Source organism: Kingella negevensis (assembly GCF_030177895.1).
Classification (GTDB): Bacteria; Pseudomonadota; Gammaproteobacteria; order Burkholderiales; family Neisseriaceae; genus Kingella_C; species Kingella_C negevensis.
In genome coordinates this window covers 2,124,596-2,142,107 of sequence record NZ_CP123448.1, presented here as the reverse complement: position 1 = coordinate 2,142,107, position 17,512 = coordinate 2,124,596, and the positions used below count along the sequence as shown (strand labels likewise).

At 46.2% G+C, this 17,512-nt stretch carries 15 protein-coding genes and 3 pseudogenes; 15 read left to right on the top strand and 3 right to left on the bottom strand.

Going from position 1 to position 17,512, the window contains the following annotated elements:
- The 5 genes and pseudogenes from QEO93_RS11590 to QEO93_RS11570 form a co-directional block, all read left to right on the top strand.
- Window positions 1-147: pseudogene (locus tag QEO93_RS11590) on the top strand (cytochrome-c oxidase, cbb3-type subunit II); the annotation flags it as partial.
- A 5-nt stretch (window positions 148-152) separates the two neighbouring features.
- Window positions 153-329, top strand: a complete 177-nt coding sequence (locus QEO93_RS11585) for a cbb3-type cytochrome oxidase subunit 3 (RefSeq protein ID WP_032137967.1) — start codon at window positions 153-155, stop codon at window positions 327-329.
- Window positions 330-331: 2 nt separating this feature from the next.
- A complete protein-coding gene (ccoP, locus tag QEO93_RS11580; RefSeq protein ID WP_032137968.1) occupies window positions 332-1,315 on the top strand; it encodes a cytochrome-c oxidase, cbb3-type subunit III in 984 nt (327 codons plus the stop codon).
- Between the two features lie 66 nt (window positions 1,316-1,381).
- Window positions 1,382-1,663 (top strand): hypothetical protein, encoded by a 282-nt coding sequence (locus QEO93_RS11575; RefSeq protein WP_032137969.1) that lies wholly within the window; start codon window positions 1,382-1,384, stop codon window positions 1,661-1,663.
- A 128-nt stretch (window positions 1,664-1,791) separates the two neighbouring features.
- A pseudogene (locus QEO93_RS11570) lies at window positions 1,792-2,314 on the top strand (transposase); the annotation flags it as partial.
- Window positions 2,315-2,337: 23 nt separating this feature from the next.
- Here QEO93_RS11570 and ygiD read toward each other — a convergent pair.
- A complete protein-coding gene (gene ygiD, locus QEO93_RS11565; RefSeq protein WP_032137970.1) occupies window positions 2,338-3,108 on the bottom strand; it encodes a 4,5-DOPA-extradiol-dioxygenase in 771 nt (256 codons plus the stop codon).
- Between the two features lie 175 nt (window positions 3,109-3,283).
- On the opposite strand from ygiD, the gene QEO93_RS11560 reads away from it, so the two are divergent.
- Window positions 3,284-4,693, top strand: coding sequence for a leucyl aminopeptidase (locus QEO93_RS11560; protein WP_032137971.1), 1,410 nt, complete (start codon window positions 3,284-3,286; stop codon window positions 4,691-4,693).
- A 41-nt stretch (window positions 4,694-4,734) separates the two neighbouring features.
- Here the strand turns inward: QEO93_RS11560 and QEO93_RS11555 are convergent, their stop codons facing one another.
- A complete protein-coding gene (locus QEO93_RS11555) occupies window positions 4,735-5,958 on the bottom strand; it encodes a hypothetical protein (RefSeq protein ID WP_143445726.1) in 1,224 nt (407 codons plus the stop codon).
- Between the two features lie 175 nt (window positions 5,959-6,133).
- On the opposite strand from QEO93_RS11555, the gene hscA reads away from it, so the two are divergent.
- The 5 genes from hscA (at window position 6,134) to QEO93_RS11530 (ending at window position 12,133) form a co-directional block, all read left to right on the top strand.
- Window positions 6,134-7,990, top strand: a complete 1,857-nt coding sequence (gene hscA / locus QEO93_RS11550) for a Fe-S protein assembly chaperone HscA (RefSeq protein WP_085815451.1) — start codon at window positions 6,134-6,136, stop codon at window positions 7,988-7,990.
- A 269-nt stretch (window positions 7,991-8,259) separates the two neighbouring features.
- The gene (locus QEO93_RS11545; protein ID WP_085815449.1) at window positions 8,260-9,435 is read left to right on the top strand and encodes a murein hydrolase activator EnvC family protein; all 1,176 of its coding nucleotides are present in this window, start codon (window positions 8,260-8,262) and stop codon (window positions 9,433-9,435) included.
- 241 nt (window positions 9,436-9,676) lie between these two features.
- Window positions 9,677-11,713, top strand: a complete 2,037-nt coding sequence (gene uvrB, locus QEO93_RS11540) for an excinuclease ABC subunit UvrB (RefSeq protein WP_032137976.1) — start codon at window positions 9,677-9,679, stop codon at window positions 11,711-11,713.
- A gap of 20 nt (window positions 11,714-11,733) precedes the next feature.
- Window positions 11,734-11,916 (top strand): hypothetical protein, encoded by a 183-nt coding sequence (locus tag QEO93_RS11535; RefSeq protein WP_032137977.1) that lies wholly within the window; start codon window positions 11,734-11,736, stop codon window positions 11,914-11,916.
- Window positions 11,900-12,133, top strand: a complete 234-nt coding sequence (locus tag QEO93_RS11530) for a hypothetical protein (protein ID WP_032137978.1) — start codon at window positions 11,900-11,902, stop codon at window positions 12,131-12,133. Before QEO93_RS11535 ends, QEO93_RS11530 begins: the two co-directional genes overlap by 17 nt.
- Window positions 12,134-12,287: 154 nt before the next feature.
- Here QEO93_RS11530 and QEO93_RS11525 read toward each other — a convergent pair whose 3' ends face one another.
- The gene (locus tag QEO93_RS11525) at window positions 12,288-13,247 is read right to left on the bottom strand and encodes a calcium/sodium antiporter (protein WP_032137979.1); all 960 of its coding nucleotides are present in this window, start codon (window positions 13,245-13,247) and stop codon (window positions 12,288-12,290) included.
- A gap of 217 nt (window positions 13,248-13,464) precedes the next feature.
- Here QEO93_RS11525 and QEO93_RS11520 point away from each other — a divergent pair.
- The 4 genes and pseudogenes from QEO93_RS11520 to waaF all read left to right on the top strand — a co-directional run bounded on the left by QEO93_RS11520 (window position 13,465) and on the right by waaF (window position 17,373).
- A pseudogene (locus QEO93_RS11520) lies at window positions 13,465-14,334 on the top strand (adenosine deaminase family protein).
- 151 nt (window positions 14,335-14,485) lie between these two features.
- A complete protein-coding gene (gene aphA / locus QEO93_RS11515; protein WP_032137980.1) occupies window positions 14,486-15,217 on the top strand; it encodes an acid phosphatase AphA in 732 nt (243 codons plus the stop codon).
- Window positions 15,218-15,302: 85 nt separating this feature from the next.
- Entirely contained in the window at window positions 15,303-16,142 is an 840-nt protein-coding gene (gene kdsA / locus QEO93_RS11510) for a 3-deoxy-8-phosphooctulonate synthase (RefSeq protein ID WP_032137981.1), read from the top strand.
- A gap of 226 nt (window positions 16,143-16,368) precedes the next feature.
- Window positions 16,369-17,373 carry a lipopolysaccharide heptosyltransferase II gene (gene waaF, locus QEO93_RS11505; protein ID WP_032137982.1) on the top strand — a complete coding sequence of 335 codons (1,005 nt, stop codon included), beginning with the start codon at window positions 16,369-16,371 and terminating at the stop codon, window positions 17,371-17,373.
- Window positions 17,374-17,512: the final 139 nt, after the last annotated feature.

Below are 17,512 nucleotides of genomic sequence, written 5' to 3'. Positions count from 1 at the left end.
CACATGAAAGCCCTGCAAATGGTTGGCACACCCTACACTCAAGCAGACTTTGACAAAGCCCCTGAAGAGCTGAAAAACAAATCTGAATTGGACGCAGTGATTGCGTACTTGCAAGGTTTGGGTTTGGCATTGAAAAATAAAAGGTAAAAACCATGGATTTAACTTGGGCAAGCAGCCTGTTTACCGTAGGCGTATTCATTAGCTTTGTTTTGGTGTTGTTTATCGTGTTTAGTCGCAAGAATAAAGCGAACTACCAAGATGCTGCCAACAGCATTATGCAAGACGACGATACCCCCAACGCCCAAGCAAACCATGACAACGGAGCATAAAAATGGAATCACAATTCACTTCCCCATTTTGGAGCTACTACATCATCGCGATTGTGGTATTAGCCTTTATTTACGTTACTTTCTTATTGTTATCACAAAACAAAATTAAAGTGAAAAAAGGCGAAGAGGTAGAAACCATGGGGCATTCATGGGACGGTATTGAAGAATACAACAACCCATTGCCACGCTGGTGGTTTTTCATGTTCTTAGGCACAATCACGTTTGGTATTGGCTATTTGATTATTTACCCAGGCTTGGGCGACTACAAAGGTATTGGTTTCAATGGTAAACCTTGGACCAGCCACAACCAATATGAAGCCGAAATGGCAGCTGCAGACAAAGCAACTGGCGCACTGTATGCCAAATACAAAGGCATGAAAGTGGAAGACGTTGCCAAAGACCCAGCAGCCATGACGATTGGTAAAAACCTGTTCGACACCTACTGCATTCAATGCCACGGCTCAGATGCAAAAGGCGCGCGCGGTTTCCCAAATTTAACAGACACAGACTGGATTTACGGTGGCACACCTGAAAAAATCCACGAAACCATCGCCAAAGGTCGTACAGGCATTATGGCAGCGTGGGGTCCTAAATTCGGTGAAGACGGCGTGAAAGACGTTGCCAACTACGTGATGTCGCTTTCAGGCAAAGAGCACAACGAAGAACGCGCAGCACGCGGCAAAGAAATCTTTGCTGCCAACTGCGTAACCTGCCACGGCGACAAAGGCCAAGGCACAATGGGCACGGCACCAAACTTAACCGATGACACATGGTTATGGGGTGGTAGCGAAAAAGCCATCATTGAAACCATCACAGGTGGTCGCCACAACCAAATGCCAACTTGGGAAGGCTTCTTGAGCGAAGAGAAAATTCACTTGCTGACTGCTTACGTTTGGGGCAAATCACATGAGCAAAATAAAGCATTGCCAACTGATTTGGAAAGCAAACCAAGCGAAGCTGCATTGAAAGTAACCTCAGGCAAATAATTTAACCAAACAAACACGAATTTCTAACCACGAAATTCGTGTTTTCTTCTTTATAGGAAACTCGCCATGAAACACATTATCTTAATCGCCACAGTATTCACATTAGCCGCTTGTGGCAGCGTGGGCAACACCGTTTTATCAGATGCAACACTGCAAGAAAAAACTGCAACCACCCTACGCACCACACCAGCCAACTTAGTGATTAGCAACCGCACCGCCACTGCCGATAGCATCACATTCAACGCAACTGTCGGCAAAAAACTGCACCGTTGTTTTGTGAAAACCACAGGCGTAACCGCTTCTGAAGCAGTTTGCTCAGGTGTACGCTCTCAACTGCAAACCAACTAAAAAAGCAGCCTGAAAATATAGCAAATTCAAAATAAAATAGTGCAATTCTAATTTTATCTTTAAGGTGCATAAAATGGCATATTCAATTGATTTACGAGAAAAACATTAAATTGTTACAAGCAATGTAACAAAGAACAAGACCCAGAAAAAGTAGCTCATTATTTAGCTCAGTTAGCCCAATTTTCGGACTACCCGCTTGTTTATTTGGATGAAACAGAATTGGATACCTATTTCTTTCGTCCGTATGCTCGTAGTCCGAAAGGGGAAATCGTTAAAACCAAGATAAGCGGTAGAAAATACCAACGCTTATCATGAGTTGCAGCGCAAATTGGGCAAAAATTAATTGCGCCAATGATTTATCAAAATACAATGACCAGCGATTTTTTTGAAGCATGGTTTCAAACGATGCTATTGCCCAATTTACCTGAAAAGTCATTGATTATTTTAGATAATGCTAGATTTCACAGAATGGGTATTCTGCAAGAAATGGGGCATCATTTGGGGTATAAAATGCTACCGCTTACACCTTATTCGCCTGAATTAAATCCAATAGAAAAAACATGGGCAAATATTAAGAAATATATGCGTTCAATTTTGCCTAGTTATGATAATTTCACAGATGCGCTACCGTCCTATTTTTATTTTAATTAACTATATTTTCAGGCTGCTTTTTCTCAAGAAATTATCACAGAAGTCATACTAATCGACCCCAAATCCATTTCATCATTAAAAATCTCCACGCGACTATCGTCTTCACGCTGCGCCAACACATACAACAACGGCAAAAAATGCTCATTCGTTGGCACAGACAATCTTGCCGCTTCACCAAACTGCAGATAATGGATAACCGCGTCATCATCACGCGCCACAATCGCCTGATTGATGTGTTCACGAAACGCATTCGCCCAATCATAACCCTCCACCAGCGCAGGATTCATGCGACGCAAGTTATGCACGACATTGCCACTGCCCACAATCAACACACCCTGCTCACGCAACGGTTTCAGGCTGCGAGCCAAATCAAAATGCCATTGAGGCGACTGACGCACGTCCAAACCCAATTGCACTACAGGAATATTCGCATCGGGATACAACATTTTTAGCACTGCCCACGCCCCGTGGTCTAAACCGCGCGTTGGATTGATAACGGCTTGATTACCCAACAATTGTTTCAAAGTCTGCGCCAATTCAGGGCTACCAGCCGCAGGATAATCCACTTGATACAACTCATCTGGGAAACCGTAAAAATCATAAATCGTTTCAGGCTGCGTTGCGCCCGTGATTTGTAAACCATCGTACCAATGTGCTGAAATGCACACAATCGTTTTAGGTTTGGGGAACGTGTCCGCCAGCGCACGAATATTGCGGTTAAACGATAATTCAGGCTGCAAAACCGCCATCGGGCTGCCGTGTCCTAAAAATAAAGCAGGCATTTTTCTATTCATGATAATTTCCTCATTTGTTCGTTAAAATGCTGCCAGTTTATGCTTTCTTTTTAATAAACAAAATATCGGTTTTATGAAATCAGTATTTCTTTTTAGTCAAGTTAAAACTTGTTTACAAAGCATTACATTTGCAGCCTGAAAGCGATATAATGCCCCTTTCATCAAGGAGAACAACATGCAATTCACAGCATCCACTCAAGCCACACAAGAATCACAACTGTTTGTCTGCACCCATTCAGACCAAATCACCGATGAAACCGCAAAAATCATCGCCAACACCTTAACCCGTAAAGAAATTTTTGGTACAGCAGCTATTCCCGTTTCAGGCAGCCTGAAACACATCGCCGTGGTTTATTTGGCAGACTTGCAAGTGGAAACCATGCAAAAAGCCGTAAAAGAAGCCGCAGCATGGGCGCAAAAACAAGTCAGCTTGTCCATCAACCTGCACCCATTTTGCAATTTGAACACCCCATTGGTCACACAAGCCTTAGTTGCCGCATTGGGCGAAGCCGTTTACCGTTTCGATGCGTACAAAAAAGAGCCAAACCCAGCCAAATTACAAAGCGTAGAGTTCGTTCATCCAGAACGCAGCGCAATAATTAAAGACACCTTAATCCGCGCCGAAGCCCTGTTATACGGCGTGAACTTGTGCAAAGATTTAGCCAACACAGGCTCAAACATCTGCACCCCAACTTATCTCGCTGAAACCGCCACACGCGAAGCGCAAGCCGTAGGCGCAGAAGCCAAAATTTTGGGCAGCGACTACATTCGTGAAAACATGCCATCATTTTGGGGCGTGGCAAAAGGCAGCGTGCAAGAACCAAAATTGGTTGAATTGCGCTACTTTGGCGCAGCCGACAAATCCATCAACCCGATTGTATTAGTCGGCAAAGGCTTAACCTTTGATAGCGGCGGCATTTCCCTGAAACCAGGCGAAGGCATGGACGAAATGAAATACGATATGTGCGGCGCAGCCACCGTAATCGGCACATTCATCGCCGCAGCCAAAGCCAAGTTGCCGATTAACTTAGCCGTTGTCGTAGCCACTTGCGAAAACATGCCAGACGCAGGCGCGGCTAAACCAGGCGATGTGGTGAAAGCCATGAACGGCACAACCATTGAAAACTTGAACACAGACGCAGAAGGTCGCTTGGTATTATGCGACGCGCTGACTTATGTGGAACAAAACTTCACACCAAAAGCCGTGATTGACGTAGCCACTTTAACAGGAGCGTGCATCATCGCCTTGGGCAATGTAGCCAGCGGCTTGATGGGCAACGACCAAGATTTGGTGGACGCATTATTGCAAGCCTCACGCAACAGCAATGACAAAGCATGGCAGTTGCCATTGTTCCCAGAATACAAAGAGCAACTAAAATCCAATTTTGCCGACTTGCAAAACATCGGCGGTCGTCCTGCTGGCACGATTACAGCCGCTACATTCTTGGCGCACTTCGCGGAACACTACCACTGGGCGCACTTGGATATTGCAGGCACAGCATGGAAATCTGGCACAGCAAAAGGTGCGACAGGTCGCCCTATTCCGTTGTTGATGCAATTCTTGGTAGAACAAACTGAACGATAAAAACAAAACGCAGCCTGAAAGTGGTTTTCAGGCTGCTTTTTTTACTCTTTATTTTCCAACACTTTATTCAAATTATCCAAAGATTTAGTCAAATCAAAATCTTCAAATTCTTTGGTAATCGCAGGGAAAACCTTTTCTGCCTCAACCGTATTTTCCGCAGTCGGTTTCAGCGTGAACGTTGGCTGTTTTGTGTACTTCAGTTCCATAAACGAAACTAGTTTTAACGGTCTGCCGTAAGTAATTGAATCCATCAATTTCGCAGGCAATTCAACCGTTGTGCGCGATGCCAACAAGCGACCATTACGCGCCAAATACAGCTCGTTCAGCGTAGGAATATTGCTCAAGCCCGAATTTGCCGCAATGTTTTTTTCTAACTTAGTCGGCTGTTCCTGTTTCGCCACCAGCGCAAATGCTTTAGACCACAATTCCAACACCTTAACTTTTTCTTCAGGCACATTCGGCTGTTTTGCCATTTCCGCCATTTGCTTGCTCAAGCTCATCGCCATAACAGGCTGCAAAGCATATTTATCCGTGCGCGATTTCATCGTCAGCAACACGCGGTGGCTCGCACCCAATTTTTTCGCCGTTTCGTCCAACGGCAATTCAGAATAATCCGAATCTTTCAGGCTGCGATAACCGTCCACAACCGCTTTGGAGAACGCCGCCATAATGTCGTCAAGCGGAAACGTAGGTTTCAATTTTTCAGGCACGCTAAAACGCAACAATTTATCTTGAATCAACTGCCCGTCCGTTTTGTCCGCCACATACACATCAAGAAATGACGAAACCGCCGCCGCGTCTACTACAAGCGTTTTATCTTTCAAATTCAACTGCATAGGCAGTCGCGCTGACACCATAGACTGACGTGTTTGATAACGGAATTCCACCGCCATTTCCGCTTTACCGTGCGGCAAATCCACCGCGCCAGAATACGGAATAGACAAGCTGTTTTCAAAATGGTTCATCAAAATTAAAGACGTGGTTTCATCTTTTTCTGCTTTTTTCTTAGCGTTTTCAGGCTGCGTTTCATCATCAGAAAAGTGCAACGCTTTCTGATTCAACATTTTTTCACGCACCGCCTCCGAAGCCTTGCCCAATTCCAACTTCGCTGTACCTTGGAAATTGTATTGGCTGTCTTCCTTAAACTGGCGTTGCAAGCTCAGCACATACCAATCTTTTAGCGACTGCGCTTGTTGCTGCGCCACAGAAGAACACGCGCTCAAACCCATTACCGCCAGCGAAATAAACAATAATTTTGCTTTCATCATCAAGTCCTTTGGTTGAAAAAACAGAAAGGATTTTAACAAAATTTAAAATAAATGCAGATTTATTTTTCAGGCTGCGTTTCCCTTGATTTTAACGTAGCCTGAAATCCCGACAAATTTACTCAACAATGCTAAAATACGCGCCGTAAAAAATTAAATTTATAAGGAACACACCATGGCTTTACTACAAATCGCAGAACCTAATATGTCCGCCGCGCCACACCAACACCGTTTGGCGGTCGGCATAGATTTAGGCACAACCAACAGCTTAGTCGCCACCGTAAGAAGCGGCTCAGCAACCTGCCTGCCCGATGAAAACGGCGCAGTGGTTGTGCCTTCGGTTGTGCGCTATTTGGGCAACGAGCAAACCATTGTCGGCAAAAAAGCACTGGAACAACAAAAGATTGACCCACAAAACACCATTTCGTCAGCTAAACGACTAATCGGGCGCAAATTAGCCGAAATTGATGTTTCACATCTGCCATACCGTTTCGGCAAATCCGAAAAAATCATTGAATTGCAAACAAAAAATGGCGCAAAAACGCCGATTGACGTGTCCGCCGACATTTTGCGCGAACTGAAAACACGCGCCGAAAACAGCTTGGGCGGCGAACTGGTGGGCGCGGTGATTACTGTCCCTGCCTATTTTGATGATGCGCAACGCCAAGCCACGAAAGACGCGGCGCGTTTGGCTGGCTTGAACGTGTTGCGGTTGCTGAACGAGCCGACCGCCGCCGCGATTGCCTACGGTTTGGACAATGGCGCGGAAGGCACGTTTGTGGTGTACGATTTGGGCGGTGGCACGTTTGATGTGTCGGTGTTGGAATTGTCCAAAGGCTTGTTCCAAGTGAAAGCGACTGGCGGCAATTCTGCGCTCGGCGGCGATGATTTTGACCACCGTTTATTTTGCCATATCGTTGAAAATAATCAGCTTTCATTGACCGATGAACGCGATATTCAATTATTGTTTGGCTTGGTTCGTGTGGCAAAAGAAGAATTGAGCAGGCTGCCTGAAACGCGCATTCAGGCAGCATTGAGCAACGGCAAAACGCTGGACACAACGATTACGCGCACGGAATTTCACGCTTTAACACAGCATTTGGTCGCCAAAACGATTGAACCAGTCAAACAAGCATTAAAAGACGCTGGCGCAAGCAAATCCGACATCAAAGGCGTGATTATGGTCGGCGGCGCAACGAGAATGCTGCACGTTCAGCAAGCGGTTGGCGCGTTTTTCGGGCAAACGCCATTGAACAATTTGAACCCTGACCAAGTGGTTGCATTGGGTGCGGCAATGCAGGCGAATGTGTTGGCTGGCAACAAAAATGACGGCGAGTGGCTGCTGTTGGACGTAACGCCTTTGTCTTTGGGATTAGAGACTTACGGCGGTTTGGCGGAAAAAATTATTCCGCGCAATTCCACTTTGCCAACGGCGCGAGCGCAGGAATTTACCACGTTCAAAGACGGTCAAACAGCTATGACGATTCACGTTGTGCAAGGCGAGCGTGAATTGGTGGCGGATTGCCGCAGTTTGGCGAAATTTACCTTGCGCGGTATTCCGCCGATGGTGGCTGGCGCGGCGCGTATTCGTGTTACATTTCAAGTAGATGCGGACGGTTTGTTGTCGGTGTCGGCGCGTGAGCAAACGACTGGCGTTCAAGCGCAAATTGAAGTGAAGCCGTCTTACGGTTTGGACGATGACACGATTACACAGATGTTGCGCGACAGCATGAGCAACGCGAAAGACGATGCCGCTGCCCGTGCGCGTGCCGAAGCGAAAGTGGAAGCGGAAAGTTTGATTGATGCGATTCAGGCAGCGTTAGAATTGGATTCTGATTTATTGAGTGAAGATGAATTGAATAAAATCAATGGCTTGATTGCGCGATTGAATGCGAGTTTAGCCGCGCATACGGCGGAGCAAATTCGCGCACTAGTCCATGAATTAACCCACGCGACTGATGATTTCGCGGCGCGGCGCATGGATAGGAATATTCAGCGTGCGTTGAGTGGTGTGAACGTATCTGATTTGTAAAAAAACGCAACCTGAAAGATTTTCAGGCTGCATTTTTTTGTTCAGGCAAAAAGCGACCCCACAGAGATGGGGTTGGCGGTGTTCTCTGTGGGGTCTAGGTTCAGCCCTTGGTGTTTGGGCGGTAGGGCTGAACTTGGCGTGTATTATAGCAACACAATGACGATTTTCCAAGCCCTACTCTTTCAGGCTGCAAATATCACAACCGTTTTGGAAAGAATGCAGCCTGAAATATTGTATAATCGACGTTTTTTACTTCCCTGTTTTTCATTATGAAATTTGCTCAACCGTTATTGCTCAGCCTTGCTTTGTTTGCCGCATTCCCCAGCCACGCCGCGCCCGATTCTGCCGAATTAGATAATATTCGCAAAGCCATTGCGTCCGCGCAGAAAGATTTGTCTGCGAAACAAGCCGCGCGCCGTCAAGCCAATGCCACGCTCAATCGCACGCAAAGCCAGCTTGCGCAAGCGCGTCTCAATTTGGACAGCCTCACGCGCCGCCAGCAAGATGCTTGGCAAAGATTGCAAGCCTTGGAAGATTCGCTCACACAATTGCAAGCAGATATTGCCAACAGCAAAGCACAAATCGCCCGACTGCTCGTGAGCAATTACAAAAACCATCAGCCCAACGCCGTGGCGATTATGCTGAAAAACATGGACAGCAATCAGCGCGCTCGTTTTCTGAATTACACGCGCCGAATCAACGCAGCAAACGACCAAGTGATTAAAGATTTGGGCGTAAAACAGGACGAGCTGGGCAAACAAGAGCAAGCCGTAAATGCAGAGTTGGCACGTTTGCGCCGATTAGCCGCCGCACAACAACAAAGATTGCGCCGTTTGGGTCAGGAAAACAGCCAAGCGATGGCGCAAAGCAAAGCGTTGAACGACCAAATTGCCGAGCGACAAAATCGCATTGTGCAACTGAAAGCCGAAGAACAACGCCTGAACCAAATCTTGGCGCAAATTTCCACCAAACAAACAGAAAACAAACGCACCAAAGCCGCCAATGGCAAACTCACGCAATCCGATTTAGCATTGCAGCCTGAAAACCCAAATTCAGGCAGCGGCAGCCTGAAAGGACGTTTGCCATTGCCAGCCGCAGGCAAATTGGCAGGCACATACGGTTCGTTGCGTTCAACAGGTGGCACATGGCGCGGCTTGTTTATCGCTGCGCCGCTCAACACCAGCGTGAACAGCGTGGGTTCAGGGCAAGTGGTTTACACGGGCGAAGCGATTAAAAACGCTGGCAACACCGTGATTATCGACCATGGCGGCGATTATAAAACCGTTTACATGGGCTTGAGTACCACCGCCGTGAGCGCAGGCAGCCGCGTGGTTGCAGGGCAAAATATTGGCACAAGCGGCACATTGTCTACGGGCGAACAAGGCGTTTATTTTGAATTACGCTATCGCAATGCGATGATGAATCCGCGTTCTATTATTCAGTGATATTTTTAGGCAGCCTGAAACGTTTGAAATACGTTTTCAGGCTGCTTTTTTTATTGTTCTTATGTCTATTTGTAGGTCGGATTCTTGAATCCGACAATTTTCAAATCCACAATCAAATTAAAAATTTTCTTCGGAATGTTGGATTCAAAAATCTGACCTGCGGCTAATTTTCAGGCAGCCTGAAACCTAAAATCGTATAATCCCAAGTTCTCAAAATTTCACATTCAGGCAGCCTGAAAAAATGCAAATTATCCAATTCCCAAACTCCCCATTCAAATTACACCAACCCTTTCCCCCAGCAGGCGACCAACCCACCGCCATTGCAAGCTTGTTAGACGGTTTGTCAGACGGCTTGTCTAGCCAAACCCTACTCGGCGTAACAGGTTCAGGCAAAACCTACACTATGGCGAATGTGATTGCCCAAAGCGGACGACCAGCCATCATCATGGCACACAACAAAACCCTAGCCGCCCAACTCTACGCCGAAATGCGCGAATTTTTCCCCGAAAACGCCGTAGAATATTTCGTGTCCTACTACGACTATTATCAACCCGAAGCCTACGTCCCCAGCCGCGACCTATTCATTGAAAAAGACAGCGCAATCAACGAACACATTGAACAAATGCGCCTGTCCGCCACCAAAAACCTGATGACGCGCAATGACGTAATCATTGTCGCCACCGTGTCCGCCATTTACGGTATCGGCGACCCGACCGAATATCAACAAATGGTTTTATCGGTCAAAGAAGGCGACCAAATCGACCAACGCGACATCATCGCCACACTCGTGTCCATGCAATACGAACGCGGCGACGTCGATTTCAAACGCGGCTCGTTTCGCGTGCGCGGTGACGTGGTGGACGTGTATCCAGCCGAAAGCTCGGATTACGCGCTGCGAATTTCGCTGTTTGACGATGAAATTGACCGCCTATCGCTGTTTGACCCACTTTCAGGCAGCCTGCACCAACGTGTCGGGCGATACACCATTTTCCCCAGCAGCCACTACGTTACCCCACGCGACACCGTGTTACGCGCTTGCGAATCCATTAAAGAAGAACTGCGCCAACGCATTGAATTTTATACAAATGAAAACCGCCCAGTAGAACAACAACGCATTGAACAACGCACACGATTTGATTTAGAAATGCTGTATGAAATGGGTTTTTGCAAAGGGATTGAAAATTACAGCCGCCACTTTTCGGGCAAAAAAGAGGGCGAACCACCGCCAACTTTAATGGATTATTTGCCGAAAAACGCGATTTTATTCATTGACGAAAGCCACGTTACCATTGGGCAAATTGGCGCGATGTACAAAGGCGATGCCAGCCGCAAGCAAAATTTGGTTGATTACGGTTTCAGGCTGCCGTCCGCGCGTGATAATCGTCCGCTCAAATTCCACGAATTTGAACGCGCCATGCCGCAAACCGTGTTTGTGTCCGCCACGCCAGCCGCCTACGAAGCCGAACACGCAGGGCAAATTGTGGAACAAGTCGTGCGCCCGACTGGTTTGCTAGACCCTGAAATCATTATCCGCCCAGTTGGTACGCAAGTTGATGATTTATTGAGTGAAATCAATATCCGCAAAGAAAAAGGCGAGCGCGTGTTGGTAACAACCCTAACCAAACGCATGGCGGAACAACTAACTGATTACTATACGGAATTGGGCGTAAAAGTCCGCTATTTGCATAGCGATATTGACACGGTGGAGCGCGTGGAAATTATCCGCGATTTGCGTTTGGGGCTGTTTGATGTGTTGGTGGGGATTAACTTGTTGCGCGAGGGTTTGGACATTCCCGAAGTGTCGCTGGTTGCCATTTTGGACGCGGACAAAGAGGGCTTTTTGCGCTCGCACCGCAGCCTAATCCAAACCATCGGACGCGCCGCCCGAAACGTGAACGGCATGGCGATTTTGTACGCCGACAAAATCACCGACAGCATGAAATCCGCGATTGACGAAACCGAACGCCGCCGCGAAAAACAGATGAAATTCAACGAAGAACACGGCATTGTGCCGCAGCAAATCAATAAGAAAGTGAAAGATTTGATTGACGGCGTTTACAATGCAGAAACCGAAGTTTCAGGCAGCCTGAAACCGAAAAGCAGCAAGAAAAAAGCGGCGAAAACCGAAATCCGCACGGAACAGGACGCGATTGATGAAATTACGCGGTTGGAGAAACAGATGCAGCAAGCAGCTAGGGATTTGCAGTTTGAAGAAGCGGCTGTGTTGCGCGATAGGATTCGTTTGATTAAAGAGAGTTTATTGTTTGGGGCGGAGTAAATAACAAAAAGGAGCAACCAATGAATGAAATTTATCATGATTGCGTTAATATGATTGCTCAAAATTGGCAAATTGATAAAAGCGATGTGCCTGAAATATTAGCGCAGTGGTGTGTATTTGAACAAAAACACGGTCAATTTAGCAATGTAAAACTAAAAATAGCCAAATCTAACATGGATTTTTGGAATGATAGCCCTTGGTGATGAACTTGAAAGGTACTGTCCACCGCTAGAATGGTTGCCTTTTGAAAATGATTTGCCACAAAATTATTTTGCTTTTATGGAATTTATGCAGAATGAACTTCATCTTACGCCAGACCCTTCGCCTAATGAATCGTTGTTAAAAGCGTATCATCAGTATAATTTTCAATTTATACAATGGTGTAATCAATATAATAGTTGGAAAATTGATTTTATATAAAGATGAGTAAAAGTGGTATCCAACCCCAAAAATCGCCACGCCACTAATTTGTTTGTGCGAAAAATTTAAAATTGTCATATTCAATCATTCAACCTACGCAAAAAACATAAAGCAGCCTGCAATCATAACGTGCAGGCTGCTTTGTCATTAACATTTAAAACGCAGTACCAATCAAATAAACCGTATAAGCCACATACGTTGCCAAAAACAAACCGCCTTTGCCTCGCCCAATTTTCGCTTGTTTACCCAAACAAAACACCAGCAAAACAACGGCTAAAATAGCCATAATCAACACATCACGGTTCAAAATTTCTGCCGCTACGTCCATTGGGTGAATCACAGTCGCCAAACCCACAACCGCCAACGTATTAAACAAATTTGAACCGACAATATTCCCCAACGCAATATCGTGTTCGCCTTTACGCGCCGCCGCGATTGATGAAGCCAATTCAGGCAGCGAAGTACCCACCGCCACAACCGTCAATCCAATAATTAAATCGCTCACACCCATACTTTGTGCAATCGTTACCGCGCCCCACACCAGCAAGCGTGAACTCAATACCAACACAATCAAGCCAAACACCAACCAAAACAAACTTTTTTTGAGCGTCATCGCAGGGGTGTGGTCAATTTCATCGGCAATATCTTCAATAATATTGTCCGCGCCTTTTAAATTTTTGCGTACCGTCCAAGTCATGTATGCAATCAAAATACCCAGTAAAATTACGCCGTCTAACAGCGTTAATTTGCCGTCCCACAATTGCCACGCCGCCAACGCGGTAATTGCCAATAAAATCGGCATTTCGGTTTTGACGATTTCGCGTTGTACCGCAATCGGGCTAATCAACGCGGTAACGCCCAAAATCAACGCAATGTTGGTAATGTTTGAGCCATACGCATTGCCCAACGCAATCCCAGGGCTGCCGCCCATTGCCGACAACACCGACACCACCATTTCAGGCGCACTCGTGCCAAATCCCACAATTACCATGCCAATTAAGAGTGGCGACATACCAAAATGTTTGGCTGTGGCAGCCGCGCCGTCAATAAAACGGTCAGCACTCCACACCAGCGCCACCAAGCCGATGATAACGGCTAAAATCGCATAAATCATAAAATTCCTTATTTATCAAATATTTAAATAATAAAAGGCGTGTATTGTAACAGCTTTTTATTTTTCAAGCAGCCTGCAATATTATAATCGAGCCATTTTTTATAATGGATTAAATTTAGATTAGGACAAGGCGACAACGACCGCCGTGTACATCTAGTACATAAGGGAGTTGGCAACGCTGTATTAATCTAAATTTAATTCACTATACATCACGAATATGGTTATAAAACACTTAATCCAAACTTTCCCCAAAGCTGAATTACACGTTCACATTGAAGGTACATTTGAACCCGAACTCATGTTCCAAATCGCGCAACGCAATAGCGTGTCTATTCCGTATGCTAATGTTGATGAAGTCCGCGCCGCCTACGATTTCCACAATCTGCAATCCTTTTTAGACATCTATTAGGCAGGCGCAAAAGTTTTGCTGCACGAACAAGATTTCTTTGATTTAACTTATGCTTATCTGTAAAAATGCCGCCAAGACAACGTAACGCACACCGAAATTTTCTTCGACCCACAAACCCACACCGAACGCGGCGTAGCGTTTGAAACCGTGCTAAACGGCATCGTCCGCGCTTGCGATACGGCAAACTGCGAATGGAGCATCAGCAGCGCATTGATTATGTGCTTTTTGCGCCATTTGTCGGAAGAATCTGCATTTGAAACGTTGGCACAATCCCTGCCGCATCGCGACAAAATCATCGGCGTAGGCTTGGATTCCAGCGAAGTCAGCAATCCACCGTCTAAATTTGCGCGTGTGTTTGCCCACGCTGGCGAAGAGGGTTCGCCCGATTATGTGCGCGAAGCCTTGGATTTGCTGCACGTATTGAAAGTGATGGACAATATGCGCGAACACAATTTGCACCGTATGCTCAAACGCGGCATGTTGGTTACGGTTAATTCGGACGACCCTGCGTATTTTGGCGGTTATATGAATGATAATTTCGTGGCGTTGGCGAATGCGTTTGATTTGAGCGCGGCGGAAATTGCTCAACTTTGCAAAAATAGTTTTCAGGCTGCATTTATCAGCGATGATGAAAAACAGAAGTGGTTTAAACAAATTGATGATTTGCTTGTAGCCTGATTTCAGGCTGCCTGAAATAAAGTTATATAGTGTAAACAAATTGATAATTTGATTTAAGTTCAACTTTGTTAAAAAAGAGGTTTCAGGCTGCCCAAAACCTCTTTATAATTTGTTTTGTAGTTGTTATCATCTTTCCTTTTGGAGAATACACATGAAAACTTTAGTTAAAGCAACTTTAGCATTAGCCTGCGCCACTTTAGCAACCTCAGCTTTCGCCGCAGGACCAAAAGTGCCATTCACACACAAAGGCGTAACCGCGATTGACATGGCAAACAGCAAAAGCGTGAAATGGGTAACAGTAGACCAAATCCGCGACAGCCTGAAAAACACGCCGCCTATCACCGTGAGCTTCGACATTGACGACACCGTTTTAGTGTCATCACAATGCTTCTATTATGGCAAAAACACATTCTCACCCAACGATTACAGCTACTTAAAAAGCCAAGCCTTTTGGAACTACGTAGCAGACGGTTGCGACCGCAGCTCTATTCCAAAAGAATCTGCAGCCGCATTGATTAAAATGCACCAAGAGCGTGGCGACCAAGTGGTATTTATCACAGGTCGTACAGGTCACGAAAAAAATGACCCAAACCGCATCGACACATTAGGTCGCATTCTGGAACAAGCGTTTAACGTGAAAAACATGCAGCCTGTAAACTACACTAAAGACACCCCAGTTGCCCCATACAAATACGACAAAACTTACTACATCGTGAAACACAAATCACAAATTCACTATGGCGACAGTAACGATGACGTATTGGCAGCGCGTGAAGCAGGCATTCGCGGCATTCGTGTGATTCGCACACAAGTGAGCACCAACCGCCCATTGCCAATTAACGGCGGCTACGGCGAAGAAGTGTTGGTAAATTCATCTTACTAATCTGAAACTCAAAAGCAGCCTGAAAAATAATTTTCAGGCTGCTTTTTATCGGTACAATACACACTTTCTCAACAAAGGAAACAACATGTTATCAAGCTACAACATCAACATCAGCAACCAAGCCCCATTTACATTATTCGGCGGTATTAATGTATTAGAAGATATGGACAGCACTCTGCGCGCCGCAGAACACTACGTCCGCGTCACCGAAAAACTCGGTATTCCCTACGTTTTCAAAGCATCGTTTGACAAAGCTAACCGTTCGTCAATCCACTCTTATCGCGGCGTAGGTTTGGACGAAGGCATGAAAATTTTTGCCAAAGTGAAACAAGAATTTGGCTGCCCCGTGATTACAGACGTACACGAACCATTCCAATGCCAACCCGTTGCTGAAGTGTGCGATATTTTGCAACTGCCAGCATTCTTGGCGCGTCAAACCGATTTAGTTACGGCAATGGCAAAAACAGGTCGCGTGATTAACGTGAAAAAACCACAATTCTTATCGCCAGCGCAAATGAAAAACATCGTGGAAAAATTCCGAGAATCAGGCAACGACAAAGTGATTTTGTGTGAACGTGGCGCACAATTTGGCTACGACAATTTAGTTGTGGATATGCTCGGCTTTGGTGTGATGAAAAAAACCTGCAACAACTTGCCTGTGATTTTTGACGTTACCCACTCCTTGCAACAACGCGAAAGTGGCGCAGTAGCTTCAGGTGGTCGCCGTTCACAAGTGCTGGATTTGGCATTGGCAGGCATGGCAACGGGTTTGGCAGGCTTGTTTTTGGAAAGCCACGAAAACCCAGATAAAGCGCGTTGCGATGGACCAAGCGCGTTGCCTTTGGCACAACTGGAAGACTTTTTAGTGCGCGTAAAAGCGGTTGATGATGTCGTGAAATCGTTTGTGCCTTTGACGATTGCTTAATCACTTTTCAGGCTGCATTTCAGTACATAACAGAAATTCTTACAATGGAGCGTCGGCGGCTCGCCGACACTCCATTTTTGTTGTGTATTAAAAGGCTGTGTGAAGTATTTTCACGCAGCCCGAAAATTTAAATCCGACATTTCCCCAAGTTTGCCGATTGTTGGATACAAGTATCCAACCTACGCAGTTATAATATTGTTTTTATTCAAACCACAAACTCAAAAAAATGTCTCAAAAAATTCTGATTATTTCCCCTTCATGGATTGGCGATTGCGTGATGACGCAACCCCTGTTGCGCCGTTTGCACAAGCTGCATCCCAACTGCACAATAGACGTTTTCGCACCCAAATGGTCGCAAGCCGTTTATCAGCACATGCCAGAAGTGGCGGAAATTTTGGAAAACCCATTCGGGCATGGCGCGTTGCAACTGCGCGAACGTTGGCAAGTGGGGCGCGATTTGGGTAAACGCGGTTACACGCAAGTGATTGTGTTACCAGGCTCACTGAAATCGGGGCTGATTGCGGCGGCAACAGGCATTGCCAAACGCACGGGTTATGTGGGCGAAAGCCGCTATCTGCTGCTGAACGATATTCGCAAGCTAGACAAAGCCGCGCTGCCTTTAATGGTGGACAGATACACTGCATTGGCGCACGAAAGCCAAGCTGCTTTTAATGGCATGTCATCTCAGCCGCGTTTTCAGATTCAGGCTGCGGAACAAGCGGCGGCGTTGGCAAAACATAGCTTGAGCCAAGACAAGCCGATTGTGGCGTTTTGCCCTGGAGCGGAATACGGTTCAGCGAAGCGTTGGCTACCTGAACATTTTGCGGCAACGGCAAAATTTTATGTGGAACGCGGTTATCAGATTTGGCTGTTTGGTTCGCAAAAAGATTTTGATATTGCGGAAAACATCAATCAGCTTTCAGGCTGTGTGTGCGTGAATTTGTGTGGCAAAACCAGTTTGGCAGAAGCGATTGATTTGCTGGCGTGTGCGGAAAAAGTGGTCTGCAACGATAGCGGTTTGATGCACGTGGCGGCGGCGGTGGGGTGTAAATTGGTGGCGGTTTACGGGTCGTCTAGCCCTGAGCATACGCCGCCTTTGAGCGATAAGGCGCAAATCGCTACGTTGAATTTAGAATGCAGTCCGTGTTTTAAACGCGAATGTCCGTTGGGACACACGGATTGTTTACGCAAATTGCAGCCTGAAATCGTGATTGAATTGGCTGAAAAATAATTTTCAGGCTGCCGTAGGGTGTGCCTCGCGCACCGTTTTTTTTAAATGAAACCAGTCTTCAGACTGCCTGATTGCTGGTGCGCGGGGCGCACCCTACGATTATGCGTGTTTATTGGAAATGCAGCCTGAAAATGGTGGA

What these genes read in the sequence shown, in the direction of transcription:
- QEO93_RS11585 (WP_032137967.1), top strand. Translation starts at nt 153, where the DNA reads ATGGATTTAACTTGGGCAAGCAGCCTGTTTACCGTAGGCGTATTCATT.
- ccoP (WP_032137968.1), top strand. Translation starts at nt 332, where the DNA reads ATGGAATCACAATTCACTTCCCCATTTTGGAGCTACTACATCATCGCG.
- QEO93_RS11575 (WP_032137969.1), top strand. Translation starts at nt 1,382, where the DNA reads ATGAAACACATTATCTTAATCGCCACAGTATTCACATTAGCCGCTTGT.
- ygiD (WP_032137970.1), bottom strand. Translation starts at nt 3,108, where the DNA reads ATGAATAGAAAAATGCCTGCTTTATTTTTAGGACACGGCAGCCCGATG.
- QEO93_RS11560 (WP_032137971.1), top strand. Translation starts at nt 3,284, where the DNA reads ATGCAATTCACAGCATCCACTCAAGCCACACAAGAATCACAACTGTTT.
- QEO93_RS11555 (WP_143445726.1), bottom strand. Translation starts at nt 5,958, where the DNA reads ATGAAAGCAAAATTATTGTTTATTTCGCTGGCGGTAATGGGTTTGAGC.
- hscA (WP_085815451.1), top strand. Translation starts at nt 6,134, where the DNA reads ATGGCTTTACTACAAATCGCAGAACCTAATATGTCCGCCGCGCCACAC.
- QEO93_RS11545 (WP_085815449.1), top strand. Translation starts at nt 8,260, where the DNA reads ATGAAATTTGCTCAACCGTTATTGCTCAGCCTTGCTTTGTTTGCCGCA.
- uvrB (WP_032137976.1), top strand. Translation starts at nt 9,677, where the DNA reads ATGCAAATTATCCAATTCCCAAACTCCCCATTCAAATTACACCAACCC.
- QEO93_RS11535 (WP_032137977.1), top strand. Translation starts at nt 11,734, where the DNA reads ATGAATGAAATTTATCATGATTGCGTTAATATGATTGCTCAAAATTGG.
- QEO93_RS11530 (WP_032137978.1), top strand. Translation starts at nt 11,900, where the DNA reads ATGATAGCCCTTGGTGATGAACTTGAAAGGTACTGTCCACCGCTAGAA.
- QEO93_RS11525 (WP_032137979.1), bottom strand. Translation starts at nt 13,247, where the DNA reads ATGATTTATGCGATTTTAGCCGTTATCATCGGCTTGGTGGCGCTGGTG.
- aphA (WP_032137980.1), top strand. Translation starts at nt 14,486, where the DNA reads ATGAAAACTTTAGTTAAAGCAACTTTAGCATTAGCCTGCGCCACTTTA.
- kdsA (WP_032137981.1), top strand. Translation starts at nt 15,303, where the DNA reads ATGTTATCAAGCTACAACATCAACATCAGCAACCAAGCCCCATTTACA.
- waaF (WP_032137982.1), top strand. Translation starts at nt 16,369, where the DNA reads ATGTCTCAAAAAATTCTGATTATTTCCCCTTCATGGATTGGCGATTGC.